Here is a 25,861-nt window from a genome sequence, read left to right on the forward strand (position 1 = left end):
CATCGTTATTTAATTTTAAAGGCGTCTTCCTGGCTAAAAGCAGGTACTGATTTTGATAGATTTTCCATATTCGTGTCTTGTTTTAAGTCTTTTTGTGTTATTTGTACAGGTTTAAATGCGTAAGTAGATGGTACTTTTTCTTCTTTTATTAACTTAGCTAGAATTCGTACGTCCGTTTCGCCGATTACTTTTGGATTAACACTTGCTGAAGTCTTCCAGTTACTATTTTTGGATTTCATAAAGTTGATATCTTGATTTGAAATATCAATTGAATAAATAGGAAGATTGATTTTCTTCTCATTTAATGCAAGATATGCTCCTTTAGTCATTTCATCCCAAGACCCCCATACAGCATCGAAATCTTTAGGATTATGTTTCGAAAGTATTGCTTGAGTCTTCTTCTTTACATCTCCTTGAACATCTTCAAAGTTAGTAGGCCCAATACTTTCAACAACTTTTATCTTTCCATCTTGCTCATATTTCTTAAAAATTTCCTGGCGTTTATCAAGAGGAAGGAACCCTGGTCCAACCCAAAGCTTAAGCACCTTGACAGGTTGTTTTTTGTCTTCGATTAAGGCATCGAGAGATAACTTAGCAAGTGCATGATCATCTTGACTTGTTGCTACTACGTTATCAATTACTTTGCCGTCTTTATCTGATTTTGTATCGAATGTGACAACTTTAATCTTAGCGTCAGAAATCTTTTTTACTAAGTCGTAGCTATAATCTTCTTTGCCGTGAGAAAGTACGATACCATCGTATTTTTTTAGGATTGCCTGGTCAACGAGCTGTTGGAACTTTGCATCATTTCCATTGGATAGGAAAGTATCTACTTTTAAACCGAGTTTTTCGCCTTGAGCTTTAGCACCATCAACGAACTGTTTCGTATGATCGTCACTGCCTAAATTACGAATTACGGCAATTTTCTTGCCTTTAAGAGCTCCTGTATCTTTAGTTTGTGATGTTGCCTGATTGCATCCTGTCAGTAAGATGCTTGTTGCAAGTAATAATTGTAATGGTTTCTTCATCAGTCTATCTCCTCAAATAATTTAGTAATATCGTGTTCGTTTGCTTCGATAATGCCGTGTTCCGTGATTAATCCTGTAATCAAATGATTTGGTGTTATATCAAACGCTGGGTTATACACAGGAACATCTGCAGCGATTTGAATCTCTTGAATATGTGTAACTTCACGTGTATTGCGTTCTTCAATCGGTATGTCATTGCCACTTCTCACCGTCAAATCAAATGTTGGTGTAGGGGCAGCAACGTAAAATGGCACGTTATAGAAATTCGCTGCAATCGCGAGTGGGAGTGTGCCGATTTTATTCACAACATCTCCATTGAGTGCTACTCTGTCACACCCGACAATAACGGCGGTCACTTCTTGCTGTTGTAAGACGCTTGCCGCTGTGCTATCTGTAATCGTCGTTACATCAATGCCTGCTTGAGATAATTCAAAAGCAGTAAGTGCACCTTGAAACCGTGGTCGCGTTTCGTCGCTAAAGACTTTAAAAGGAATCCCTTGTTCATGTGCTAAGTAAAATCCTGCTGTTGCAGTTCCTAACATACTCGTTGCAAGGCTACCTGGATTACAATGCGTAATAAATGTTGTGTTCGGTTGAATGAGTGATAATGTATGATGTCCGATTTGCTCATTGATTTTTTTATCTTCTTCAAAAATGGTTTCAGCTAAAGCTTCAAGAGCTTTAATCGTTGGGTTAACATCTTCAGTTACTTCCTTTTCCATTCGATTTAAAGCCCATAAAAGATTTATTGCTGTTGGACGAGTGTTAGCAAGTCGCTTTATTACAGACTCCATATAGTGCGAAAAGCTTGTTTCGCCATTATACTGCAAGGCACCAAGTACAACACCGTAAGCTGCAGTGATACCGATTGCCGGTGCACCACGCACAACCATATCTTCTATCGCGATAGCTACTGCCTCATAATCTGTATAGTCGATGTACGTAATATCATGTGGTAACTTTGTTTGGTCAAGCAGTGTTAATACACCGTCGTTATATTGAATCGCTTTTAATGTCATGCTGCAATCTCCTTAAATTCTGAATAAAGTGAGAAGATTGAAGGATAGATAGACACTGATGATGGATATTGAATAAGTGACTTAGCAAACTTGATAAGCTGTACTTCTGTTTGCACACGTTTATCTTCTGGTAACGTTGTTAAGTCACTCACTTTCGCTAGTCCTACAATGCGGCGGATAAGCTCTAATCCGCATACGACATATGCATCTTCAATGATTGAGCGAATATAACTTGCGTACACGGATGATTGTTTAAGCGCAACGTCATGCGTTTTCTCCTGTAAGAGTGCTAAGCTCTTTTGTTTAAATACCTCTAGTACTTCTGTAATACTTTCGGCGATAAACTTTGCTTGTTCATCTCTCTTGTGTGCCTGAGCATTGCTGTAAGCAAAGAAGAGGTGAGCAAGTACATTTCCAACGTCATACCCGGCCGGACCATAGAAACCAAACTCGGGATCAATAACCTTTGTACCAGAGTGATTGACAAAGACCGAACCAGAATGCAGATCACCATGAATTAAGCTTTGACTTTTGTTTAAGAATTTAAGCTTTGCTTCTGCGACCGCAAGCTTTAATGTTTCGTCGTTGTATAGCAATTGCTCAACATGTGGTAAAAGTGCATCGCTTACTTCATTACGTGAATAGTTATCGTAGAAAGGTTCTGTGAACACGAGATCTTCGGAGATTTCGCAAAGTTCCGGATTAATCGTTTCCTTCTGTAATGCTTTCTTTTCTTTCGCATCAAGCACGAAGTCTGAAGTGTTGATTAACGTTTCAGCTAAATAAGTACCTAAGTCATTCCCGATACGTGGATATATCTCACCATCAATTAACCCTTGTCTTAAGACTTTATATTCTTTTAAATCTTCCATGATGACACACTTCATTACTTCATCGATTGTATAAATATGTGGTACAAGATGCGGTACAATCTCTCCGTGAACTTGAAGTAACTTTCCTTCGCGAATTGTGCGATCAGTTGATAACTTAAACTCATCTGAAATACGGGCGACGACACCGGAATGTTTGACAATAACGGATGTTGAACCGTTTGATACACGGAATACGTAGTTTAAATTACCATCACCGATTTCATTTACAGTTAAAGTATCGTTCTTTTTGAATAAGTCGGTTGTTTCAAGTATGTATGTTGCAATATCTGCTTCCTGCATTAAGAAATACGAATCAAAATTACCCAATAACCTCACCCCAATATAAATTTTTACAACAAAAAAACGTTTCCCCGCATGCACGGGAAAACGTTAGCCATTAGTATCTCTACTTATCTTTCAGCACAAATGTGCTGTAGGAATTGGCACCTTTTCCGTGTGGACAGGTTGCTGGACGTCATAGGGCCTAATCCCTCAGTCACTCTTGATAAATATTTGTATTTAATTTTTGTTAAGTTGAATATTAAATGAATTATTTTAAGAAGTCAATAAAAATCTGAAAATTTTTTGTATTCAAACTTTTGGGGAGCGAATTGGTCTTGTGAGTAAGTTCGCAATACTCGAAAGAATTGCGAACCGCCACCAAATCAACACAAAACATCCATAATAGATTCATAATTTATCTATGTATGATAAACTTTAATTAATGAAAACAATAAAGGAGTACCGCTATGGATTACCAATTCCAGAAAATGCATGAAGAAAAAGTTTTTAAAGATCCAGTTCATCGTTATGTGCATGTGCGTGATCAACTCATTTGGGATTTAATTAAGACGAAAGAATTCCAGCGTTTACGCCGTATTAAACAACTCGGTACGCTTTATTTATCGTTCCATACAGCAGAACATTCACGTTTCAATCACTCTTTAGGTGTGTACGAAATTGTACGCCGAATGATAGATGAAATATTTACGGGGAGAGCGCACTGGAATGATAAGGATAGACCTCTTGCGTTATGTGCAGCTTTACTGCATGATTTAGGGCATGGTCCTTTCTCACATTGTTTCGAGAAAATATTTAACACAGACCATGAGTTATATACGCAGCAAATTATCCTTGGAGATACAGAGGTCAATCAAGTATTATCACGTGTATCGAAAGATTTCCCGAAAGAAGTTGCCGATGTGATTAATAAGACCCATCATAATAAACTCGTGATTTCGATGATTTCATCACAAATTGATGCTGACCGAATGGATTATTTACAACGTGATGCATTTTATACAGGTGTGAGTTATGGTAGCTTTGATATGGAGCGTATTTTAAGACTGATGCGTCCGACAGAAGATGAAGTTGTGATTAAAGAAAGTGGGATGCATGCGGTTGAAGATTATTTAATGAGCCGTTACCAGATGTACTGGCAAGTGTACTTCCATCCGGTAAGTCGTGGTGGAGAAGTATTATTAAATCGCGTACTGAAGCGCGCGAAAGTATTGTATGAAGCAGGATATGAATTTAAAGAACCGCCCAAATATTTAGTGCCATTCTTTAAATCAAATCAAGTGACGGTACACGAATATTTAAGGCTCGATGAAATGGTCGTAAACTATTATCTACAGGAGTGGATTGATGAAGACGATGCGATATTAAGTGATTTATCACGTCGTTTTGTCAACCGTGATTTGTTTAAACATTTGCCGTTTGATGGTAATCGATTTACAATCGATGAATTGACTGAGTTATTTCATAAAGCAGGGATTGACCCGGATTATTATTTCGTTGTAGACTCGTTTAGTGATTTACCGTATGACTATAATAGACCTGGTATTAACTCGCGTAAACCAATTCACTTGATAACGAGTACAGGTAAGATTAAAGAGATTAGTACGCAATCAGTGATTATTAATAGTATTACAGGTATTCAACGAAAAGATTATAAAATCTTCTATCCGAAAGAAACGATATTAAATATACAAGACCTTGAAGTTAGAGGCGCAATTATTAATTTATTAAACGAATTAGAATAGGGTGGTACAATGGCAGAATTTCAATTTAACATTATTAAGAACGATCCGCTTGATGGACATAAAGGGACAAATATTGGTGCAATTAGTTTAGACAATGTAGCACCCGTATTTATCGATGTTGCAGAAAAGAAAGCTTTTATCGATATTGGTGCGATGCACGCACGTAGTGAAGTTGAGAAACGCGTGAAATGGGTGACTGATAAATCAGAAACTGAAGGTCCGGATCAGAAAGAATACTGGCTTGTTTGGGTGACGACTGAACGCGCTGAAGTAGGGCCATATTATGCAGGTGTGACGGCATGTTATATGGCAGTCAATAAAGAACGTAAACGTGGCTATAAAGTAATGGCAGAACACGTGAATATGATGGATAAATCGATGAAACATAAATTTATATTAGATCAAATCGGTGATGACAACAAAGCCGTATTGAAAGATTTCCTGATGAATCATAATCCTGAAATGTGGAAGAATTCCGGGGATGAATTGAAAGAGATGTTAAGGTAAGAAACTAGTCCTAATGGTTTATAATGTTTATTTTAATTTGTGACAATAATATGACTTTATTAAACATGTACATTTTCGGTTGTTTTTTTTGCTCAACATTAGTAAGATATGAATAGCTATAAAAATAGCTAGGACACTAAAGAAAGCAGGTATTTGTATACCTGCTTTCTTTAATTTTATGCAACATTTGTTATAATCATAAGTAGGTGATAAACGTGGAAATAGACATTCAAATTAAACAACAAATCACGAACAGCGAAGGTACTGAAACGTTCGAATTTACTACTGTTGGTACACGATTACAAAAATCTCATACATATATTATGTATAAAGAATACATTGATGACATTTCGACAGACGTTCGTGTTAAAATTGAATCAGAACGGGTGCGTATAAACCGAAAAGGCGAATTAACGCTAGACTTTCTATTCGTACCATTTGAAACAACTCAAAACATGTATACCCTCGCTAATCAAAAAACGGTCATGGAAGTGACAACGAACCAATTGCTCATCGAACAAGAAGCGCATTCAGGTAAGGTTTATATACAATATTCAATTACTAATAACAATACTGTACTCGGCAGTTACACATATGAACTACAATATAAGGAGCGATTATAATGAATATCGTACAACAACAAAAAGAAACTTTAATCGAAGAAATTAAACAAGCGATCTTAAAAGCTGAGCTTGTTACAGAGGTGCCTGAAATCAAGATCGAAGTGCCAAAAGACACGAAAAATGGTGACTATGCGACAAACATTGCGATGGTATTAACGAAGCTTGCTAAACGTAATCCGCGTGAAATTGCGCAAGCGATTGTAGATAATTTAGATGTAAAAAAAGCAGACGTTACAAAAATTGATATCGCAGGACCGGGATTCATAAACTTCTATATGGATAACGCGTATCTTACAGGTATTATTTCTGAAGCATTGAATAAAAAAGAAAACTTCGGTAAAGCAGAACAACCTAAAAATGAAAAAATATTAGTAGAATACGTTTCAGCAAACCCTACAGGTAGTCTACACATTGGTCATGCACGTAATGCTGCAGTTGGTGATACGTTAAGTAACGTATTAGTTGCTGCAGGTTATGAAGTACTGCGTGAATACTATATTAATGACGCGGGTAAACAAATAGAGAACTTAGCGTACTCAATTGAAGCGCGTTATTTCCAGGCGTTAGGTCAGGACATGGATTTACCTGAAGATGGCTACCACGGAAAAGATATTATTGAAATTGGTAAGCAATTAGCTGCAGAACATCCAGAGTATAAAGAGGTTGAGCAATCAGAGCGTATTAAAGCTTTCCGTAAACTTGGTTTAGACTACGAAATGGATAAACTAAAAAAAGATTTAACTGAATTCAATGTTCATTTCGATAACTGGTTCAGTGAAACGTCATTATATGAAAATAAAGAAATTGATAAAGCATTAGAAAAAATGCGTGAAAATGGTTACTTATTTGAGCAAGACGGTGCTACATGGTTACGTACGACTGAATTTGGTGACGATAAAGACCGTGTACTAATTAAGAAAGATGGTAGTTACACATACTTCTTACCAGACATTGCATATCACTATGACAAGATTGAACGTGGCTACGACACACTAATTAATCTTTTCGGTGCCGATCACCACGGTTATATCAACCGTTTAAAAGCATCGCTTGAAACATTCGGTACAGATTCTAAACGTTTAGAAATTCAAGTCATGCAAATGGTACGTTTATTACAAGACGGACAAGAAGTGAAGATGAGTAAACGTACAGGTAACGCGATTACGTTACGTGATATTATGGACGAAGTAGGCATTGACGCTGCACGTTACTTCTTAACGATGAGAAGTGCAGATACACACTTTGACTTTGATATGGAACTTGCGAAGAGTCAGTCTAGTGATAACCCAGTGTACTATGCACAATATGCTCATGCTAGAATTTGCTCTATGTTACGTCAAGCTGCTGAGAACGGTATTGTGCCTGCAACAGATGTGGACTTCTCATTGATTACAAATGAAAAAGCATTCGAATTATTGAAACGTATCGCTGACTTTGAAACAGTGATTGAACAAGCAGCAGATGCACGTGCACCACATAGAATTACGAACTATATTCAAGACTTAGCAGCACACTTCCACAAATTCTATAACGCTGAGAAAGTATTAACAGATGATGTTGAGAAATCTAAAGCTCACGTTGCGTTAATTGAAGCAGCAAGAATCACACTTCAAAACGCATTAACTTTGGTAGGAGTAACAAGTCCAGAAAAAATGTAGTCGGAGAGGCTGTTTTCAATGCGTTTAGAACCGAACAAATTGGAAGCAACACTGAAAAATCGTTCTTTGATTTTGAAAGTGTTGCTGAAATTTGACGAGGTTCTGCATTGAAAACGCCGTTTGAGAGGTTGTTTTCAATGCGTTTAGAACGAATCATAAGGAAAAAGGCAACGAATTTTTCGTTGTCTTTTTCCTTTTTGATAGTTGTATGATACACATGGTATAATTATACAAAAAGAGTGGCGTGGAGGGCTTATGAAAAGATCGATATTAATTTTATTTATGCTAATGATGGTGATTGCAGGGTGTGGCAATAAAGCGGTAGTAAAGCAAGATAAATCTGAGGAACGTATTATTTCATTAATTCCGAGTAATACCGAAATACTGTATGCATTAGGATTAGGCAAAGAGATTATTGGTGTTTCAACGGTAGATGATTATCCAAAGCAAGTGGAAGATAAAGAGAAGTTTGACGGGATGAAACTGGACTATGAAGCATTATTAAAAGCGAAGCCGACGATGGTATTTGCTCATGAATCTATGGAAAAAGCCCAGGAAAAAACGTTACAAAAACTAAAGGATAAAGGAATTAAAGTGATTATCGTTAGCGATGCAAGCTCGTTTGACGGACTGTATCAAAGTATTGGCCAGATCGCAAAAGCAACACACAAAGAACAACAAGGTCAAACCTTAATTGAAGATATTAAAAAGCAAGTAAAAGCAACAACAGATAAATACAAGCAAACAATTGCGGGGAAAAAAGTTTTTATTGAAGTTTCTTCAAATCCGGATATTTATACTGGCGGGAACCATACGTTAATGAATGATTTATTAAACCAGCTTGGCGCACAGAACATCTTTAGTGGTATTGAAGGATATCAGGCTGTAAGTGCAGAAGCAATTGTAAAGAAAAATCCAGATATCATTATTTCAACGAGTGAAATGCCTGAGAAGGAATTGATTAAAGTCGTGAAATCCCGTAATGGATTTAGTGATGTCAATGCAGTGAAACACAATCAAATATTTGCAGTTGATCCGGATACAGTTTCCAGACCAGGTCCTAGAATTGCACAAGGTATGGAAGCAATAGCGAAAGTTATTACAAATGAAAAATAAATTATTTGTCTTCGGTTTAATCATCATCGTCATCATACTCTCATTATTTTATGATAATAATGGCGTACTTGATTTGAACGACTCAATCAATCGAACTGTATTACTGGAAATAAGGTTACCGAGAGTAATGACCGGCATACTAGTGGGTGTAATACTTTCGGTGACTGGCTATGTGTTTCAAACGATATTAAATAACTATCTGGCAGATAGCTTTTCATTAGGCTTAGCAAGTGGCGCAAGTTTTGGCAGTGCGTTATCGATTGTTCTCAGTATGAGCATTGCAATGACTATGCTGTTTAGCATTGCATTTAGTATGTTGACATTGTTCATCGTACTCGTTGCAAGTCGACTTTATCATTATCAACAGCAAACAACATGGATGATACTGATTGGGATGTTTATTAACTTTTTCTTTTCGAGTTTAGTGTACATGTTAGTACTGATTGTACCGAATAAAGCGACACATATAATGAATTATTTGTTTGGCTCGATTAGTACAGTATCGTTTACTGATATATATATATTGGTACTAGTGACGGTTATCGGTTTAATGATTATTTATTACTTCCATCAACAAATTGAGATATTAGGCTTAGGTACTGAACGGGCTACGTCATTAGGGTTACGAACAGATGTTATGATATACGTATTATTAATTACGACAAGTATGATGTGTGCAGTTCTCATCAGTATGACCGGCATCATTGGATTTGTCGGAATGATAATACCGCCGTTCGTCAGACTAAACTTTAAAGGTAGTCACCTTTCAAAGCTAAATATGACGTTACTCATTGCTGTCTTATTTGTACTGACCGGTGATTTGTTAGGTCGGGAAATCGTTCAACCTGTACAAATTCCAGTATCAATTATGATGTGCCTGCTCGGAATGCCATTATTACTCTGGGTAATTTTACAGCAACATGTTAAACGTTTAAACTAAAGTATTGCATTAAGCTTGCAAGCGTCAGAGCATTGGTGATCTCACCGTGCGCTATTTTTTGTTTAAGTTCATGCATCGGCACCAATACGATTTCAATATCTTCAAATATTTCTCGGGAAATTTCATTTGTCTTTCTGGCATCTGTCACCAATACAGTATGTAATTGATTGGTGAATAACGCTGGGTTAGGAAACATCGTGCCAATCACTTGTGCGTCTCCAGAGAAACCTGTTTCTTCGGCTAATTCTCTCACACCTGCTGCAAGTGCGGGTTCATGCGAATCAATTAAACCACCAGGCAATTCCAGTACATAATCTTCAATACCTATTCTAAACTGGCGAATCATCATAATCTGCTGCTTTATTTCGCAAATGACATTTACCCAGTCCGGCGCTTTGATTTGGTAGAAGATCCCGTTATGTTGACCGCGTGAAAATTCTGTCGTATTCACTGTAAATACTTTATAATCCTCTGCTGAAATTAATTTAACTTTACGCCACTGCATCAAATACACCTCGCACATATTATTCGATTTCAGTTTAACAGATAAGCTATACTAATGTTAACTGGGGGGAGTATCGTGAAAGCTATTATATTTGATTTAGACGGGACATTGTTAGATCGAGAACGATCGTTAAAGTTATTTCTTGATGATCAGTTTGAGCGATTTAGAGAATATTTTACACATGTACAAAAGAATGATTACATTAATTATTTCGTTGAATACGATGCGCACGGCTATGTGAAGAAAGAACGTGTATATAAAGCATTATTAGAACAACTAGATATTCATTATATAGAAACAGAAGATTTATTAAAGGACTACGATACCAATTATCCAAAATACGCGACAGAATATGCTGGAGCAAAAGAAGTCGTATTAAGATTGCACAACAGAGGGTATAAATTAGGTATTATTACGAATGGTAAAGTTAATCATCAAAGTTATATTATAGATGTATTGGGTATAGAGGAATATATTTTAGAAATTATCATTTCAGAAGCGGTCGGATATCGAAAGCCAGATGCTGAAATATTCTTAATGATGTGTGATAAATTAGGTGTTTCACCACAGGAATGCATGTTTGTAGGTGACCACCCGGTTAACGATATCGCTGCACCACATCAACTTGGAATGCAGACCGTATTTAAAGACAATCATTATTTTGAATTACCGGAGCAACAAATGATGAACTATCGTATAGAAGATTTATCGGAGTTAATTAATATATTAAGTGAGGAGACGATTTAAATGACGTATGTAACATGGCATGATGAGCAAGTCGTTGGTGGTATATTTGAAACGATTCAAGTTGAAGGGAAAGCTGTAGCAACGTCAAGTATAGAAGCAAATGAATTATCTGTTGAGAAAGATGCAAGTTTAACGATCGAAGGACAATTAAATGTACCGTATTTGAAAGTAGAAGGCGAGTTAATTATTGAAGGGACATTAGAAACAAATGAATTAAGTATTGGTGAGCAAGGTTATTTAGTCGTACAGGATGATGCAATCTGTGAATCAATTGTTAATCGTGGTACGATTGATTTACGACATGGTTTGAAGACAAATGAAATACATAATAAAGGCGCGTTCATTGGTATGGGTCAGGTGAAAGCATCAGCATTTCATTCGAAAGGATCTATTCGTTTAGACAATGAACTGAATGCAGAAGATATAACAATTACGGTTGCTGAAATGAGTAATATTCGATACATTGTATGCGATGCACTGACGGTTAAAGCAGAACGTGAGAAATTGATCTTTAAAGACGAAGATTCATTATTAACGGTGCGTGAAATTGATGCAGTGAATGCAAATGTTGAGAATGTTGTGAGCGATTTATTACGTGCCGATAATGTTGATATTCATAAGAACTGTTCAATTAAAGTTGTTGAATTTGTCAATGATTATCAATATAACGAAGCTTCAGATGTATTAGAGTTCACAAAAATCACTAGAAACTAGAGGGATGTTGAATGGAAATAGCATTAACAAATAATGATGTTGCAGTGCATTATGAATTAATTGGTAAAGGATACCCACTTGTCATGCTGCACGGTCAGTTCATGAACACAACAATGTTTAATGATTTTGATACGGAATTCATGAAAGATTTCCAGATTATAAAGATTGATTTACGTGGCCATGGATATAGCGATAAACCGATGCATATTAAGATGGATGACTATGTTGAAGATGTATTAACGGTGCTGGATTGTTTGTATATTAAAGAAGCGCACTTTTTAGGATTTGGATTAGGTGGTGCTGTAGCAGCAACGATTGCATCTAAGTATCCGAATTACGTGAACAAATTAATTTTAATTAGCACAGGGATTAAAAGTTACTATGAAGCAGAGAATGAATTTCATAATCGCTATGCCAGCATATTAAGAACAATGTCACGTAAAGAACGTAATAAAGTGCTGGAAGAATATATGTTCCACGATACGAAGACCGTAAAGAAATATTATAAAAGAATGAAAGATACACAAACTGGGATGACAGAACGAGAAGAAGATGCAGTGATTACATCAACGATAGATTACAATCCTCAAAAACTTGATGTAATTGAAACTGAAACTTTAATTATGTGTGGTAAACATGATGAACTTGTACCATTAGATGAAGTTGAAGCACTTGCATCGCTATTACCTGCAAGTAAGTTATCGATTTATGAGAAGAGTGGCCATGGATTACTTTATGAACAATATGATGAATTTGTCCAGGAAGTAAAATCATTTTTACAGACTACGATTTAAGAAGAAGGAGCGGCTATGGACAATAATAACTATGATAAACGGTCGTTATTTGATAAATATAGTGAAATGGAACGTTCAGTGAAAGGGTTAGAAGCAGCAGGAGAATGGGAAAGCTTTAAAGCAATGTTACCGGAACTTAAAGGGGCTGCTGTGCTTGATTTAGGATGTGGATACGGCTGGCATTGTCAGTATGCAGTAGAACAAGGCGCAGAGAAAGTTGTCGGGATTGATATTTCTGAAAAGATGCTTGAACGTGCAAAAGCTCAGCCTGATGCTGATAAAATATCGTTTATTAATCAATCGATGGATGAATTAGACTTTGAACCGCATGAGTTTGAAGTGGTTATGAGTTCGTTAGCGATACATTATTTACCGTCGTTTAAAGAAGTTGTTGAACAAGTTAAAGAAGTATTAACGATAAACGGAACTTTTATATTTAGTGTTGAACATCCAGTGTTTACAGCGGAAGGAAGTCAAGATTGGGTATATGATGAAGCGGGCAATAAATTGTATTGGCCTGTGGATCATTATTATAAAGAAGGCGAACGAGAAACGAAATTTCTTGGTGAAGAAGTTAGAAAGTATCATCGAACATTGTCACATTATTTAAGTACTTTAATTGAATATGACTTTGAGATTAAAGGGATTTCAGAACCAGAGCCAAGTGAAAAGTTATTGGATGAAGTCCCTGGCATGAAAGACGAGTTAAGAAGACCGATGATGCTTATCATATCTGCAAGGCGTAAGTAACGAGGCCGTCGGGCAAAGCGTTCATAAACAACGTCCCCCTATAGTGTGCATCACACACTATAGGGGGACGTTTAATATGCTGGATTATTGTAAGAACCAATAATCAGTCTTCATGCCTTTTAAATAACTGTATTCTTTCGGCGTAAGGCCGTTAGTACGTAATTCATCATTGATATAATCTCGTACATCCCATACTAAATGTATAAATTCATTCATTGGTACAGGTGTAACCATCTGAGTATTATCCATATCTAATATTGCTATAATATCCTGAATTGTTAAATTAAATCGTGTAGCGATTGTTTCAATAGATAAAGCCGCATCTTTTAAATGATTATATAATTCTTTACTTGTAATTTGACGTTCTTCAATTGATAATGACATAATCAACCTTCTTTCTATGTGTAGAAAGTAATTATAAACGTTTCTATGCAAATTACAACCTTTTTTACTTTAATGTGATAAAATGTTCATATTTAAATATGACTTAAATAATGAATTCTTTGATTGATTGACCCCCGAAATTTCAAATCCGGTTTGTATAAACTTTGTACAAATGGACCGTCTACTAATACATCGATATTATTGAGAATAAATGAAAGTTCCGGTGTATGTTCAATGTATTCTTTCATATAACCAGACCACACCCATATATCTTTCGTAGTGCCGAAGCGTTGTCTGAACGTTGTTATTAATGGTCGGATGACAGCTAAATTTTGCAATGGCTCTCCGCCTAATATCGATAACCCACTAATATATGGCTTATCGATTAAAGCAAGGATGTTCTCTAGTTGCTGCTCTGTATATAATGTTCCATTATTAAAAGACCAAATACTTGCGTTAAAGCAACCAGGACAGTGAAATTGACAGCCTGAAACGTAAACGCTGACACGCATACCTGTCCCATCTGTAACTACGCAATTCATGACTTTCGCAATGCGACCTTGTCCTTCGTAATTCATAGTAAATCATCTCTTGAAGTCATATGTTTTACGCGCGTTGCAATTTCGATTTGACGTCCTTTTACCATTGGACGTTTCAGTGGTTGGCCGAGATACCCACACGTACGTTTTACCACATCTGATGTTTCAGGATTATTATTACCACATTTCGGACAAACGTATCCTGATGCTGTTGATGTAAATTCTCCGGAGAAGCCACATGCATAACATTGATCAATCGGCGTATTTGTTCCTAAATAGCCGACTCGCGTATAAGCGTAATCCCATACGGCTTCTAAAGCTTCAGGATTATGCTGGAGTGAAGGATATTCACAATAATGAATAAAGCCTCCTGTTGAATAACGTGCAAATTCTTTTTCGAAGTCAATTTTTTCGAATGGTGTAATCGATTTACGAATATCATAATGAAATGAGTTCGTATAGTATCCTTTATCTGTTACGTTATCGACCGAGCCAAAGCGCTCAAAATCAAGGCGACAAAAACGATCGGTAAGAGACTCACTCGGTGTACCATACACACTAAACTGGATATCGTATTGTGTTGTTAATCGATCTGCATAATCTTTTAACGTTTTTAATATATTGAGGATGAAGCGCTTTGCGTCTTCATTCGTTTCCCAATCTTCACTGAATAAAGCAGCACCCACTTCATATAAACCGATATAACCCATGCTGATTGTACTGCGTCGCCCAGTAAATAGAATAGAAACATCTTCATCTGCCTTCAGATGTCGGCCGAATGCGCCATGTTGATATAGAATTGGGGCATTTTGTGGTAGCGCTTCTTTAAGTCGATTTATTCTAAATAAGCACGCATCTCGAAGTAAATGAAGCCTTTGTTTAAGTTCAGTCATAAATGTTTCGGGTGAATGACTCATAAGTGCGATGCGTGGTAAGTTCAGTGTCACTACACCTAAATTGAAGCGGCCATTATTGATGTACTGTCCATCTTCCTGATATGCATTTAAGAAACTACGACACCCCATTGGCGCTTTAAAATCACCAATCATATCTTTCAATGCGTGGTAGTTTAAGACGTCTGGGTACATTCGTTTAGTAGCACATTGCAATGCCAGTTGTTTAATATCATAATTCGGGTCGGTCGGCTTTAAATTTATGCCGTCTTTTAAACTGAATACGAGTTTCGGAAATATAGCTGTTGCACCATCTACACCTAAACCTTGTATACGGGTATTCAATATCGCACGTTGAATCATCACGCTATAATGATCTGTTCCTAAGCCGAAGCCAAATGTGACGAAAGGTGTTTGGCCATTACTTGTATATAATGTATTTATTTCATATTCGAGTGATTGAATTGCATCTTTTATATCCTTCTCTGTCATTTGTTCTACATAGGCATCTCTTCTTGCGGGTTCGATATACTGAAGGGCGATGGCACGATGTTTCTTTTCATTGAGTAAAGCATATGGACTTAATACTTCATCGATGCGGTCTACAGAACACCCACCATACTGGCTACTTGCAACATTTGCAATAATTTGAGCGATTTGAGCTGCGGCTGTTTGTATAGATTTAGGGCTATCAACATTAGCATTTCCAATTTTAAAACCATTACTAAGCATGTTTGGTATATCGATTAAGCAACAGTTGGTCATTGGCATATATGGATGATAGTCTAAATCATGAAAGTGAATATCGCCTTCAAGATGTGCGTTACGAATATGTTCAGGTAACATTTCTAATCCAATCGATTTCGCGACAGTACCAGCAGTTAAATCGCGTAACGTATTGAATACATTCGCATCTTTATTGGCATTCTCATGAATGACTTCCGGTGATTTATTTATTAAGTGTTGTAAACGAACTTTTAAATCATCTGTTTGTGTAACCATTTCTTTCACCTACTATATATTGTGTTTTGGTTAAATGATAATACTATATATAGTGTTTGTCATGTGAGAATCGGTCTGTTAATAAAGATGTCATAAATACGACGAAGGAATGGGGAATGGCGGCAGTTAGGTGTGAGAAAAAACACAAGTGGGTGAGCCGGAAATATGGTTTGCAGCTCACTCGAGGTTAAAAACAGGAGTGGGTGAGCCGGAAATGTGGTTTGCAGCTCACTCGAGGTTAAAAACAGGAGTGGGTGAGCCGGAAATGTGGTTTGCAGCTCACTCGAGGTTAAAAACACAAGTGGGTGAGCCGGAAATATGGTTTGCAGCTCACTCGAGGTTAAAAACACAAGTGGGTGAGCCGGAAATGTGGTTTGCAGCTCACTCGAGGTTAAAAACAGGAGTGGGTGAGCCACAAACATCCTTTGCAGCTCACCCATAATCTTATTCAAATTTATTATCCTTTTAAAAAGTCTGACGCTTTATAACGTGGGTCTGGATATTGATAAAATCCTTCACCTGTTGCAACGCCTAATTTACCTGCATCGATGTATTCTTTTAACATATCTGATACAACTTTTAATTTCGGGTTAACTTGTGCAGCTTGTAATGAAATATTATATGCTGTCGTTAAACCAATCACATCAAGCATTGCAAATGGACCAAGTGGTGCACCTGTTGCAATCATCCATGTTCTATCAATTGTTTCAACATCACCAACGCCATTTGCATATAATAGCTCTGCAGATTGTAATAACGGTACGAGTAAAGAATTTAATATATAACCCGGTTGTTCCTTCTTAACAAGTATCGGTACCATATTTATCTGTTTCGCGAAATCCATCACAATTTGATTGTACTTTGGATCGGTCGAATCATGACTCATCACTTCAGCAATATTATTTTGCCAGATAGAATTTGCAAAGTGTAACGCTAAGAAACGATCAGGTCTATCTGTAAAGTTACGGAATGTACTTGGCATCATTGTTGAAGAGTTGGTTAAGAATATCGTTTTCTCTGGAGCGATACCTTGGATACTTGAATAGAGTGCTTGTTTTGCCTCTAAATTCTCAGCGATTGATTCAATCATGACATCACTATCATTTAACACTGTGTTCAAATCCATCGAAATTTGAATTGCATCATGTGCAGTTTGTGCTTTTTCTGGATTGTTGAAATAAGCTCCGTAAATCGGTACAAGCTTAGCTAATTTCTCCTGCATACGTTTAACGGATGCTTCACTGCGTGCATACATGATGACGTTACAGTCAAAGAAAGCGCATTGAAATGCGATTTGACTACCTAATACGCCACCACCAATAATACTCACGTTCTTCATAACAATCACTCCTCTTTCAATTAATAAAGTGCAGTATGTTGCTTTCAATTTCATTATACACCGGTCTTAAAATGATGTAATATGCTAATTGTGACAATATTAATATCGTGTACAGCCATGTTTTATTGATAAATAAGTATGTAAAGTTTAAATTTCACTTAATAATTGGTAAAATAGTATCAATGTAAATTAAGCGCTGGGCGTACAATCGTGAATTGTATTAAGGAATAATTGAGCCACGGAGGAAGCACATATATGACGAATGAATTAAATATCGATGTGAAAGAACAAGAAGAGAAGAAACAACACGCAGCGAAACATTATCATGATTACACATTAGATTGGTATTTATCAGGTTTGTCGAAAGATGAATTAAAGAATATTTGTCGTAATCTGGAGATTAAAGGTTTTTCATCTAAAAATAAAGAAGATTTAGTTACTTTAATTACAGATGCATACTTTGAGAACTTCGATATATTAAAAGCAACTTTTGAAACGTATGATAGTAATTTCAAAGTCGCGATAGATGAATTAACGGAACAAGATGACAATTATATTGTATTCCACCGTGATATTCCGGATGAAGTATTTCTATTCTATGCTGAAGGAACTGAGTTTCTATTTATTCCGAAAGATGTTAAAGCGCATTTCAAAGCATATAAAAAAGAACATCCTTCATTTAAGCAGGAGATTGATACAATCCATTTCTATCGCAGTGCATTGAACTTATACGGTTTCGTTAGCTTGAAGCATTTAGCATTGTTAAAAGAAAAATATTTCAATATCACAATGACGGAAGACGCAATTCGTGATGAATTGATTGCTGCAATGCCAGAATATGCACCATTAATTAAAGATGGTAGTGTGAAACACATTGAATTGACACCGGTTCAACTTGATTTGAAAAAGTTAACGTTTAATAAAGATTATTATATTCCGGATTATGAGACGTATCAGTTATATACCGAAAGATTCTATATTGAACGTACACCAGAAATCAACGCGTTAGCTGAATATTTGTCGAACGCACTATTAGAAGATTTTAAAGGGACAGATACAGAACAACTGATTATTGATACAATCCTGTTCGGATTACGCGCGAATGAAACACCAGATCAAATCGTATTGCATATCGAAAATGTTGAAGTGAACGGCTTCATGAAGATTGCATCTTATGATACGCTAAGAGGTTTAATTGCAGATGCATTATTAACGGCGAGATTATGGACATTAAATGGTCATAAAAGCGGTGAAGTAAAAGATTTAGTATTAAACACACTACCTAAGAGAAAGCCGGTACAAATTAAACGTAAATCTAAAAAGCGTGGCAAAAATAAAAATATCGCGCATGTCGCAAAACTTAAAAATAAGTAGTAAAAGCATTTTACTAGTGACGTTATTCTATTGATGATATAGTGTAACGTAACTTATATTTAGAGGTGAACAATTTGAATAGAACTGGAGAAACAACTATTTGGGGTCGGATTTATAATATATTGAATATTGCTGTTGTCATTATGATCATTATTCGATTACTGACAGATATGAATTTCAATATGCTTATCGTATGTTTATTTGCAGCGTTACTTGTACTTGGACTGTTAGATAGTTTAGACCGCAATGCATGGCGCGAGAATATGTTCCGCCATATATTTGATTTCGTATTACTAGTATTATTTGCAGTTTTATATTTTGGATAATATATAGTTTCTTTAATAAGATTTCAATCTATTGATAAACGCTTCTTGTTGCTCATATAATGAGGAGAACAAATCAAAAGATTGGAGTCTTATTTTTATGAAAACAAATGTGTATTTTAACCATGATGGTGGCGTGGATGATTTAATTTCTCTATTTTTATTATTACAAATGGATAATGTGAAACTAACAGGTGTAAGTGTCATTGATGCCGATTGTTATATCGAACCGGCGACGTATGCATCACGTAAGATTATCGACCGATTCGGTGACGGTAAATTAGAAACGGCAAAGTCAATCATTCGTGGGAAGAATCCTTTTCCGAAAGATTGGAGAATGCATGCATTCTTTATGGATGCCCTTCCTATTCTTAACGAAAAAGGTGCGATTGATGCGCCGTTATCAGATATTCCAGCGCATCAACATTTGATCAATGCAGTAATGAATGAAAAAGGAAAGACAACGTTATTATTTACAGGACCTTTATCAGATTTAGCAGAAGCGTTAAAGGTTGAGCCTAAGATTACAGAAAAAATTGAAAAGCTCGTGTGGATGGGTGGCACATATTTACCAGACGGCAATGTGCATGAACCAGAACATGATGGAACAGCAGAATGGAATGCATATTGGGATCCGGAAGCTGTCGGTGTTGTGTTTGATGCGGATATTAAGATTGATATGGTAGCGCTGGAAAGTACAAATCAAGTCCCGTTAACACCAGCAATTCGACAAATGTGGGCGAATGAACGTCAATATCCAGGTGTAGATTTCTTAGGGGTGAGTTATGCCATTGTTCCGCCTTTAGTGCATTTCATTACGAATTCGACTTATTTCTTATGGGATGTATTAACGACAGCTTCTGTTGGGAATCCTGAGCTTGTTAAATCTAAAGAAGTATTATCAGGTGTGTACACACATGGACCAAGCCAAGGCAGAACGTATGAAATGGAGAATGGCCGTCCTGTTAATGTCGTGTATGATGTCGATCATGACGGATTCTTCAACTATATTACAGAACTTGCTAAGAAAGTGAAATAAGTTATAAAGATGTTTGATGCGAAATTGGAGTATCCCCAATTTCGCGAGCAAAATCCAAACCGAAATTGGAGTATCCCCAATTTCGTAAACCCAAATCACAACTTTAGGAGAACTATTATGTTTAAATTATTTAAAAAGCAACAGGCAAAGACTAACGATATGCTGACAGTACTTGGCGTAGATGATCGTGTACGTGGTACAGTTGGTGAGGAATATGTTCACCATGAGCAACAAATTATCGAATTAATTACACCGATTACCGAAGCGGAAGCAAAGACAATTATTAAAGGCTTACCTAACAATATTTACTGGATGGTCGGCCATATTCTTGTCGAAAACGAATACCGCTTATCAAATAATAACATTGACCCACAAATCGAGACTTTCGCGAAATACTTTAAATCAGGCACAAGCCCGGATGATTTCGATGAGCAAATTCCACCTTTCGACACGTTGAAATCACTGCTTAAAGATCAAACGAAACGTTTATTAGGTGGGATGTGCGAAAGAAAGGAAATCGAGAAAAAGCATGATGAGATTGAATATGCTGCTAATCACATGACGCTGCATTTAGGTCAAATGAAGACGATGTATCAACTTGTTGCTGCAAGCTAGGAGGTCTATATGCAAGTACTATTAATAGAGGATGATTTACGATTAGGCAAAATGATGCGCCTGCTACTTACGAAACAAAATCACGTCGTCACATGGTTGGATGGTGGTTCAGATGCCGTAGATTACGCATTAACGAATCGGTACGATATGATTCTATTGGACTGGATGTTACCTGATATTCAAGGAATCGATATTTTAAAGCAAATTCGCGCGAAACGTATGATGACTCCAGTCATTATGATGACTGCTAAAGGTGAGCTGGACGATAAGATTTCAGGATTTGAAACGGGTGCTGACGATTATATCGTGAAACCATTTGAATTTGATGAGCTGATGATTAGAATGAATGCATTGCACCGCAGAACTGTGGGTCAATCGACAAATATCCTTAAAGTAGGTCCGATTGCGATTGATACAGCAAAGAAAAAAGTTAGTATCAATGATACCGATGTCAGTCTGACCAATAAAGAATATACGTTACTCGTGTTGGTAATGGAATATCAAGGCATTGTTTCAAAAGATATAATACTTGATAAAGTGTGGTCAATTGATGAAGTAGTGAGTGATAACAATGTAGAAACACTGATTAAACGCCTCCGTCAAAAGCTAGGGACATCCATTGCACCATATAAAATAAAAGCGATAAGAAACATGGGGTATACACTGACGAATGATGAATCATAAACAAATTCGATTGTATCTTTTATTCGCGGCTGGAATTTTTCTATTACTTGTTACTTTCTCAATCATTACGTATATCAGTACAGCTTCAAGCATTCAGTATCAACTGAAACTAAAATCTGACCATATTTTATCAACAGAGTATAAAGAGCATTTCATCCAGCAAAAGGATGGTGTGCATTTGAACTTGAACAATGATTCACAGGAATCCAGTCATCAAATTTATTATATTACAGACAATAATCGCATCATTAAACAACCTGAGTTCAATCAGAATCTTGTTCAGCACATTAATACAAAGATCAAACGCAACAAAGAATATTTACATCATTATATGAACATTCAAGATGGACACTATTACGTATCCAGTAAGCAAGTAAAACTTTATAACGATAAGACAGTGTTTATTTACACTGTGTTAGAAACGACTGAAAGTTATCACGGACTCTCTCAACTTAAAAATGTATTAATCGGACTAACGGTCATTTATATATTTCTTATACTACTCATGACGCATTTCTTTTCTAAAAAACGATGGCACCACTGGAATATGCCGTACAACGTCAAAAACAATTCGTTCAGGACGCATCACACGAACTCAAAACGCCGATTGCGGTTGTTAAAGCAGGAACTGAAGTTATAGAACAGTTTGATGGTGATAAACTATCGGATGTAGGACAGGAAATGTTAGGAGATATTAAAAGTGAATTAAATCATATGAATGCATTAATTAATGATCTTTTATCGTTAACGCGTCTTGAAAAAGATATGGTGATGGAAGATGTCGATTTATCATCATTAGTAACTGAACGCATTCAACACTTTCAAAAGACGCATCAACTCACAGTTACGAGTGATATTGCAACGCATATTCAAATAAAAGGGAATGCAGTAGCGCTGAAGCAAGCAGTATCAATACTGTTTGAAAATGCAGTTAAATACGTAGAACAACCTATAATCAATATTCAGTTAAATGAACACAAATTGATATTTAGTGATAATGGACCAGGTGTACAATCAGAAGATTTATCCCATCTGTTTGAAAGGTTTTATAGGGGGAATACGTCTAAAGAAGGTTCAGGTATTGGGCTCGCGCTATTTAAAGAAATAATGGATTATCATCATGCAGATGTCAAAGTGAAGAATGACAAAGGTTTAAAGTTTATTATTACTTTTAAATAAATTACAGAATGTCAGTTTGATGTCAGTTTCACCTGTTATTTTATGTGTATAGAAAAAACAGCAGAAAACAGGAGGAATTATCATTATGCCATTACATCCATTAATCGTTCACTTTCCAATCGCCTTATTACTTGTAGGAACTTTATTCGAATTATTATCATTGAAATATAGAAAGCAGTTAAATCTTGCAGGAACTATCTTACTTGCTTTAGGATTTGTCAGCGGAGTCGTTGCATTCTTAACGGGAGATAGTGGAGAACGATTTGCTGAAATGCACTTCGGAGATATTGAGAACATGGTTCACCAACATGAAGATATGGCCCGTAACGCGATGATTATGTTTGGAATTGCCGTTGCATTAAAGTGTATTACACATTTCACAACACGTTATCAGAAAGTACTTTACATCGCAGTAATCGTTATCGCAATCATTGGTAGTGGGTTATTAGCATACACAGGTCACTTAGGTGGTCAAATTGTTTATGAAAATGCAAAAATATTAAATCATTAAAAGGAAGATTACGATGAGAAAACAATTAGAGAGTCCAACATACTTTCACCACGTAGAACATTTAAAACAACAACAAGGATCTAAACGTACATTATGGGCATCATTGTACATTACATTATTCTTCACAATTGTTGAAATCGTCGGAGGAATATTATCAAACTCATTAGCATTATTATCAGATTCAATGCATATGATGAGTGACGTGCTTGCGTTAGGTTTATCGATGCTTGCGATATACTTTGCAGCGAAAGCACCGACTGCTAAACATACATTTGGTTACTTACGCTTAGAAATACTTGCAGCACTGTTAAATGGTATAGCTTTAATTATCATCGCGTTGGGAATTACGTACGAAGGTGTTATGCGTATATTGCATCCACAAACAGTAGACGTTAAGTTAATGCTAATCATTTCAACGATTGGATTAATCGTTAATATTATTTTAACAATTATATTAGCACGCTCGTTAAAAGGTGAAGACAATATTAACGTACAAAGTGCATTATGGCATTTCTTTGGCGATTTATTAAACTCAGTTGGTGTAATTGTTGCCGTAGTCATTATTTACTTTACACATTGGACACTAATTGACCCGATATTAAGTATTATTATCTCGTTTATCATTTTACGTGGCGGTTATAAAATTTGTAAAAACACTTGGGGTATCTTAATGGAAAGCGTACCTGAAGGTTTAGATACAGATGAAATTATTCATAGTATGAAACAGCACCCAGCTGTTGTCGATGTTCATGAATTTCATTTATGGTCGATTACGACAGATCATCCATCAATTACAGCACACGTTGTAGTTGAACCATCTACAGATGATAGAAACTATCAAGTGATTAACGAATTATCTAAATTATTAGCAGATAAATATAATTTGAAACATTCAACGTTACAAATTGAGCATTTAGAAAAGAATAATCCAGATAATCAATATTTTGAAGATATTAAACAATAATATATTAATAAGCGCCGGGATATCAGTTGATCATTAACTGATATCCCGGCGCTTTTTCTTTTTTCAATATAATGATTGATCTTTCGGTATAGGCGATACGTCGGCTAATTTATAAGCGTTATGGCTGACGAATTGAAGTTCATCTAAATAACGAGAAATATAACGCAATAGACGTAAAAGTGTTAATTCGTCGTTATTTGTTTCCATAATTCGATCATAATTTAAAGCTCTACAACGTAATCGCATAAATGAAGGGGCTTCATGATATTGCTCGTTTTGATAAATTGTACAGCGCCATTGATGATTGAAGCGGTCAAAGATTTCATATGTACCTAACGCATTCAAAATAGCCCCTCCTTTCTTAGTAAATTTAATATAACATGTAAATTATCAGAATAATACATAAATAAATTACATTAATTTATAGCAATTAAATTTTGAAATAAAATATATTGTTTAGTATTTTATGGTGTGATTTACAATCGTTCATCTTACGAGAAGCTGAATATAATATTTGAAGTATAGACTTTTTTAGGATGCCTTAATCTTATATGGTAATATAATAGTAAATAAATTGATGAGAGGTGTTTAATATGCGCATCACTAAAATTATGCTCGCATTATTATTGTCGTTTGTACTTGCAGCGTGTAGTAACAACGCAGAGAAGAAACAAGAAACAGAAGCAGCGAAATCTGAAACATCTACGAAACTGAAGTCTGACGAAACGAAAGAAAAATCGACTGAAAGTAAAGAAAGTAAAGCGAAAGCGAAAAAGTCAGATGCGAAAGATGAAAGTAAACCTGATTTAAAGCAATTAACACAACAAGCTTTAAATGATTATTTAACAGCAATGCCTGATGCTTTTAATACGAGAAATTACGAAGCAATCCGTCAGTATATTAAAGCAGATTCTAAAGCAGCACAATATATACAATCAACATTACCGACAGGCAATTTTGATCATTACAAAATTATATCTAAAAGTATTGATCGTATCGATGTAAAAGGTGATGTGGCGCATGCGATTGTGACGCGTGTGATGTCATCAGATGCAACGAATGGGCAACAAAAGCGTGTCGTTACAGTGTTTGACTTTATGTATAATAAAGCAACTAAGAAAATGGAGCTTTATGACTTTAATGATCAAGCGATATTTGATGTAAATCAAGGAAGCACGGAAGTAAATCAAATACCAAATACAGCGCCTCAAAAGCAACAGGCACAAGGAGACGCAACGACATGTATACAAACGCGATTTGCATCAAGTTGTGAGGGTGTGAGTGATGCGCAATTGTTAAATGCGTATAATACGCTTGTTGCGTCAGGTGAAATGCCGAATGCAACATATAATGGGTGTGTGACATGTACTATTAAAGCGGCGTATCAGTTGCAGGATCAACAAGCAAGTGGTGTTGCAGTGTCGAATTTGCAGCAGGCCGTTCAACTGACGACTGATCAGTATCGTAATCAAGTTGAAGTGCGTTATCCAAATAAAGATATTGCGATATTAGGTGCAGAGCCGATTAATGGTACGGATATTCAGGAAGATTTAGGAGGCAAGTATTATAATGTAAAAGCCATTGATATTCGTACGAAAGAGCTATTACAAACATACAAAGTGTATGTGCAGAACGGAAGTATCGTAGCGGAGTAAGCGAGATAGTCTGGAATGCGCAAATGATTGGTGTTATTTGAG

Annotated in this window: 29 protein-coding genes and 1 riboswitch; of the genes, 20 read left to right on the forward strand and 9 right to left on the reverse strand. The window is 36.1% G+C overall.

What is annotated here, in order from left to right; genetic code table 11:
- Positions 1-5: 5 nt before the first annotated feature.
- The 3 genes from OCL94_RS06875 to mtnK are packed head-to-tail and all read right to left on the reverse strand — an operon-like array spanning position 6 to position 3,246.
- Positions 6-1,028, reverse strand: coding sequence for a sugar ABC transporter substrate-binding protein (locus OCL94_RS06875; protein WP_262995867.1), 1,023 nt, complete (start codon positions 1,026-1,028; stop codon positions 6-8).
- On the reverse strand, positions 1,028-2,047 hold the full coding sequence (mtnA, locus tag OCL94_RS06880) for an S-methyl-5-thioribose-1-phosphate isomerase (protein ID WP_262995869.1): 1,020 nt from the start codon (positions 2,045-2,047) through the stop codon (positions 1,028-1,030). Before mtnA ends, OCL94_RS06875 begins: the two co-directional genes overlap by 1 nt.
- Complete coding sequence (gene mtnK, locus OCL94_RS06885; protein ID WP_262995871.1) at positions 2,044-3,246, reverse strand: S-methyl-5-thioribose kinase; 1,203 nt, start codon at positions 3,244-3,246, stop codon at positions 2,044-2,046. The genes mtnA and mtnK overlap by 4 nt, the downstream gene beginning before the upstream one ends.
- 80 nt (positions 3,247-3,326) lie before the next feature.
- A riboswitch (SAM riboswitch) is annotated at positions 3,327-3,431 on the reverse strand.
- Positions 3,432-3,668: 237 nt separating this feature from the next.
- Between mtnK and OCL94_RS06890 the strand changes: the two genes are divergently transcribed.
- The 6 genes from OCL94_RS06890 to OCL94_RS06915 all read left to right on the forward strand — a co-directional run bounded on the left by OCL94_RS06890 (position 3,669) and on the right by OCL94_RS06915 (position 9,808).
- Positions 3,669-4,964 (forward strand): HD domain-containing protein, encoded by a 1,296-nt coding sequence (locus OCL94_RS06890; protein WP_262995873.1) that lies wholly within the window; start codon positions 3,669-3,671, stop codon positions 4,962-4,964.
- 9 nt (positions 4,965-4,973) lie between these two features.
- The gene (locus tag OCL94_RS06895; protein WP_262995875.1) at positions 4,974-5,471 is read left to right on the forward strand and encodes a YwhD family protein; all 498 of its coding nucleotides are present in this window, start codon (positions 4,974-4,976) and stop codon (positions 5,469-5,471) included.
- Positions 5,472-5,686: 215 nt separating this feature from the next.
- Positions 5,687-6,094 (forward strand): YwiB family protein, encoded by a 408-nt coding sequence (locus OCL94_RS06900; protein WP_262995877.1) that lies wholly within the window; start codon positions 5,687-5,689, stop codon positions 6,092-6,094.
- Positions 6,094-7,752: an arginine--tRNA ligase gene (gene argS / locus OCL94_RS06905; protein ID WP_262995879.1), complete on the forward strand. Its 1,659-nt coding sequence runs from the start codon at positions 6,094-6,096 to the stop codon at positions 7,750-7,752. The genes OCL94_RS06900 and argS overlap by 1 nt, the downstream gene beginning before the upstream one ends.
- 255 nt (positions 7,753-8,007) lie before the next feature.
- On the forward strand, positions 8,008-8,868 hold the full coding sequence (locus OCL94_RS06910; protein WP_262995881.1) for a heme/hemin ABC transporter substrate-binding protein: 861 nt from the start codon (positions 8,008-8,010) through the stop codon (positions 8,866-8,868).
- On the forward strand, positions 8,858-9,808 hold the full coding sequence (locus tag OCL94_RS06915; protein WP_262995883.1) for a FecCD family ABC transporter permease: 951 nt from the start codon (positions 8,858-8,860) through the stop codon (positions 9,806-9,808). The genes OCL94_RS06910 and OCL94_RS06915 overlap by 11 nt, the downstream gene beginning before the upstream one ends.
- On the opposite strand, the gene OCL94_RS06920 is transcribed toward OCL94_RS06915, so the two are convergent.
- Entirely contained in the window at positions 9,792-10,313 is a 522-nt protein-coding gene (locus OCL94_RS06920) for an NUDIX hydrolase (protein ID WP_262995885.1), read from the reverse strand. The two genes, OCL94_RS06915 and OCL94_RS06920, sit on opposite strands and share 17 nt — an antisense overlap.
- A gap of 75 nt (positions 10,314-10,388) precedes the next feature.
- Here OCL94_RS06920 and OCL94_RS06925 point away from each other — a divergent pair, with 75 nt between their 5' ends.
- The 4 genes from OCL94_RS06925 to OCL94_RS06940 are packed head-to-tail and all read left to right on the forward strand — an operon-like array spanning position 10,389 to position 13,318.
- Complete coding sequence (locus tag OCL94_RS06925) at positions 10,389-11,060, forward strand: HAD family hydrolase (RefSeq protein ID WP_262995886.1); 672 nt, start codon at positions 10,389-10,391, stop codon at positions 11,058-11,060.
- On the forward strand, positions 11,061-11,774 hold the full coding sequence (locus OCL94_RS06930) for a hypothetical protein (RefSeq protein WP_262995889.1): 714 nt from the start codon (positions 11,061-11,063) through the stop codon (positions 11,772-11,774).
- Positions 11,775-11,785: 11 nt separating this feature from the next.
- On the forward strand, positions 11,786-12,568 hold the full coding sequence (locus OCL94_RS06935) for an alpha/beta fold hydrolase (protein WP_262995891.1): 783 nt from the start codon (positions 11,786-11,788) through the stop codon (positions 12,566-12,568).
- 15 nt (positions 12,569-12,583) lie between these two features.
- On the forward strand, positions 12,584-13,318 hold the full coding sequence (locus OCL94_RS06940; RefSeq protein ID WP_262995893.1) for a class I SAM-dependent methyltransferase: 735 nt from the start codon (positions 12,584-12,586) through the stop codon (positions 13,316-13,318).
- An 84-nt stretch (positions 13,319-13,402) separates the two neighbouring features.
- Here the strand turns inward: OCL94_RS06940 and OCL94_RS06945 are convergent, their stop codons facing one another.
- The 4 genes from OCL94_RS06945 to OCL94_RS06960 all read right to left on the reverse strand — a co-directional run bounded on the left by OCL94_RS06945 (position 13,403) and on the right by OCL94_RS06960 (position 17,475).
- On the reverse strand, positions 13,403-13,702 hold the full coding sequence (locus tag OCL94_RS06945) for a DUF2316 family protein (RefSeq protein ID WP_262995895.1): 300 nt from the start codon (positions 13,700-13,702) through the stop codon (positions 13,403-13,405).
- 92 nt (positions 13,703-13,794) lie between these two features.
- Positions 13,795-14,280 (reverse strand): anaerobic ribonucleoside-triphosphate reductase activating protein, encoded by a 486-nt coding sequence (gene nrdG / locus OCL94_RS06950; protein ID WP_262995897.1) that lies wholly within the window; start codon positions 14,278-14,280, stop codon positions 13,795-13,797.
- Positions 14,277-16,136, reverse strand: coding sequence for an anaerobic ribonucleoside-triphosphate reductase (gene nrdD, locus OCL94_RS06955; RefSeq protein WP_262995898.1), 1,860 nt, complete (start codon positions 16,134-16,136; stop codon positions 14,277-14,279). Before nrdD ends, nrdG begins: the two co-directional genes overlap by 4 nt.
- 457 nt (positions 16,137-16,593) lie before the next feature.
- Entirely contained in the window at positions 16,594-17,475 is an 882-nt protein-coding gene (locus OCL94_RS06960; protein ID WP_317618548.1) for a 3-hydroxyacyl-CoA dehydrogenase, read from the reverse strand.
- Positions 17,476-17,730: 255 nt separating this feature from the next.
- On the opposite strand from OCL94_RS06960, the gene OCL94_RS06965 reads away from it, so the two are divergent.
- The 9 genes from OCL94_RS06965 to OCL94_RS07005 all read left to right on the forward strand — a co-directional run bounded on the left by OCL94_RS06965 (position 17,731) and on the right by OCL94_RS07005 (position 24,164).
- Entirely contained in the window at positions 17,731-18,849 is a 1,119-nt protein-coding gene (locus OCL94_RS06965) for a hypothetical protein (RefSeq protein ID WP_262995901.1), read from the forward strand.
- A gap of 74 nt (positions 18,850-18,923) precedes the next feature.
- Positions 18,924-19,175 (forward strand): hypothetical protein, encoded by a 252-nt coding sequence (locus OCL94_RS06970; protein ID WP_262995903.1) that lies wholly within the window; start codon positions 18,924-18,926, stop codon positions 19,173-19,175.
- Positions 19,176-19,272: 97 nt separating this feature from the next.
- Positions 19,273-20,211, forward strand: coding sequence for a nucleoside hydrolase (locus OCL94_RS06975; RefSeq protein WP_262995905.1), 939 nt, complete (start codon positions 19,273-19,275; stop codon positions 20,209-20,211).
- Between the two features lie 117 nt (positions 20,212-20,328).
- Positions 20,329-20,826 (forward strand): DinB family protein, encoded by a 498-nt coding sequence (locus tag OCL94_RS06980; RefSeq protein WP_262995907.1) that lies wholly within the window; start codon positions 20,329-20,331, stop codon positions 20,824-20,826.
- Between the two features lie 9 nt (positions 20,827-20,835).
- On the forward strand, positions 20,836-21,510 hold the full coding sequence (locus tag OCL94_RS06985) for a response regulator transcription factor (protein ID WP_262995909.1): 675 nt from the start codon (positions 20,836-20,838) through the stop codon (positions 21,508-21,510).
- Complete coding sequence (locus OCL94_RS06990; protein WP_262995911.1) at positions 21,497-22,150, forward strand: hypothetical protein; 654 nt, start codon at positions 21,497-21,499, stop codon at positions 22,148-22,150. Before OCL94_RS06985 ends, OCL94_RS06990 begins: the two co-directional genes overlap by 14 nt.
- Complete coding sequence (locus OCL94_RS06995; RefSeq protein ID WP_262995914.1) at positions 22,042-22,689, forward strand: sensor histidine kinase; 648 nt, start codon at positions 22,042-22,044, stop codon at positions 22,687-22,689. The genes OCL94_RS06990 and OCL94_RS06995 overlap by 109 nt, the downstream gene beginning before the upstream one ends.
- An 85-nt stretch (positions 22,690-22,774) precedes the next feature.
- Positions 22,775-23,200, forward strand: a complete 426-nt coding sequence (locus tag OCL94_RS07000; protein ID WP_262995915.1) for a DUF2231 domain-containing protein — start codon at positions 22,775-22,777, stop codon at positions 23,198-23,200.
- A gap of 13 nt (positions 23,201-23,213) precedes the next feature.
- Entirely contained in the window at positions 23,214-24,164 is a 951-nt protein-coding gene (locus OCL94_RS07005) for a cation diffusion facilitator family transporter (protein WP_262995917.1), read from the forward strand.
- Positions 24,165-24,227: 63 nt separating this feature from the next.
- Here OCL94_RS07005 and OCL94_RS07010 read toward each other — a convergent pair whose 3' ends face one another.
- A complete protein-coding gene (locus OCL94_RS07010) occupies positions 24,228-24,509 on the reverse strand; it encodes a hypothetical protein (RefSeq protein WP_262995919.1) in 282 nt (93 codons plus the stop codon).
- Between the two features lie 248 nt (positions 24,510-24,757).
- Here OCL94_RS07010 and OCL94_RS07015 point away from each other — a divergent pair, with 248 nt between their 5' ends.
- Positions 24,758-25,819, forward strand: a complete 1,062-nt coding sequence (locus OCL94_RS07015; protein ID WP_262995921.1) for a TcaA NTF2-like domain-containing protein — start codon at positions 24,758-24,760, stop codon at positions 25,817-25,819.
- Positions 25,820-25,861 lie beyond the last annotated feature (42 nt).

The sequence above is a fragment of the Macrococcus capreoli genome (genome assembly GCF_025628935.1).
GTDB classification, from domain to species: Bacteria; Bacillota; Bacilli; order Staphylococcales; family Staphylococcaceae; genus Macrococcoides; species Macrococcoides capreoli.

Coding starts and splice junctions, on each gene's coding strand:
- OCL94_RS06895 (WP_262995875.1), top strand. CDS start 4,974: ATGGCAGAATTTCAATTTAACATTATTAAGAACGATCCGCTTGATGGA.
- OCL94_RS07000 (WP_262995915.1), top strand. CDS start 22,775: ATGCCATTACATCCATTAATCGTTCACTTTCCAATCGCCTTATTACTT.
- OCL94_RS06915 (WP_262995883.1), top strand. CDS start 8,858: ATGAAAAATAAATTATTTGTCTTCGGTTTAATCATCATCGTCATCATA.
- OCL94_RS06975 (WP_262995905.1), top strand. CDS start 19,273: ATGAAAACAAATGTGTATTTTAACCATGATGGTGGCGTGGATGATTTA.
- OCL94_RS06875 (WP_262995867.1), bottom strand. CDS start 1,028: ATGAAGAAACCATTACAATTATTACTTGCAACAAGCATCTTACTGACA.
- OCL94_RS07015 (WP_262995921.1), top strand. CDS start 24,758: ATGCGCATCACTAAAATTATGCTCGCATTATTATTGTCGTTTGTACTT.
- argS (WP_262995879.1), top strand. CDS start 6,094: ATGAATATCGTACAACAACAAAAAGAAACTTTAATCGAAGAAATTAAA.
- OCL94_RS06910 (WP_262995881.1), top strand. CDS start 8,008: ATGAAAAGATCGATATTAATTTTATTTATGCTAATGATGGTGATTGCA.
- OCL94_RS06985 (WP_262995909.1), top strand. CDS start 20,836: ATGCAAGTACTATTAATAGAGGATGATTTACGATTAGGCAAAATGATG.
- OCL94_RS06980 (WP_262995907.1), top strand. CDS start 20,329: ATGTTTAAATTATTTAAAAAGCAACAGGCAAAGACTAACGATATGCTG.
- nrdG (WP_262995897.1), bottom strand. CDS start 14,280: ATGAATTACGAAGGACAAGGTCGCATTGCGAAAGTCATGAATTGCGTA.
- OCL94_RS06960 (WP_317618548.1), bottom strand. CDS start 17,475: ATGAAGAACGTGAGTATTATTGGTGGTGGCGTATTAGGTAGTCAAATC.
- OCL94_RS06935 (WP_262995891.1), top strand. CDS start 11,786: ATGGAAATAGCATTAACAAATAATGATGTTGCAGTGCATTATGAATTA.
- OCL94_RS07005 (WP_262995917.1), top strand. CDS start 23,214: ATGAGAAAACAATTAGAGAGTCCAACATACTTTCACCACGTAGAACAT.
- OCL94_RS06965 (WP_262995901.1), top strand. CDS start 17,731: ATGACGAATGAATTAAATATCGATGTGAAAGAACAAGAAGAGAAGAAA.
- OCL94_RS06920 (WP_262995885.1), bottom strand. CDS start 10,313: ATGCAGTGGCGTAAAGTTAAATTAATTTCAGCAGAGGATTATAAAGTA.
- OCL94_RS06890 (WP_262995873.1), top strand. CDS start 3,669: ATGGATTACCAATTCCAGAAAATGCATGAAGAAAAAGTTTTTAAAGAT.
- OCL94_RS06990 (WP_262995911.1), top strand. CDS start 21,497: ATGATGAATCATAAACAAATTCGATTGTATCTTTTATTCGCGGCTGGA.
- nrdD (WP_262995898.1), bottom strand. CDS start 16,136: ATGGTTACACAAACAGATGATTTAAAAGTTCGTTTACAACACTTAATA.
- mtnA (WP_262995869.1), bottom strand. CDS start 2,047: ATGACATTAAAAGCGATTCAATATAACGACGGTGTATTAACACTGCTT.
- OCL94_RS06945 (WP_262995895.1), bottom strand. CDS start 13,702: ATGTCATTATCAATTGAAGAACGTCAAATTACAAGTAAAGAATTATAT.
- OCL94_RS06930 (WP_262995889.1), top strand. CDS start 11,061: ATGACGTATGTAACATGGCATGATGAGCAAGTCGTTGGTGGTATATTT.
- OCL94_RS06995 (WP_262995914.1), top strand. CDS start 22,042: ATGGCACCACTGGAATATGCCGTACAACGTCAAAAACAATTCGTTCAG.
- OCL94_RS06940 (WP_262995893.1), top strand. CDS start 12,584: ATGGACAATAATAACTATGATAAACGGTCGTTATTTGATAAATATAGT.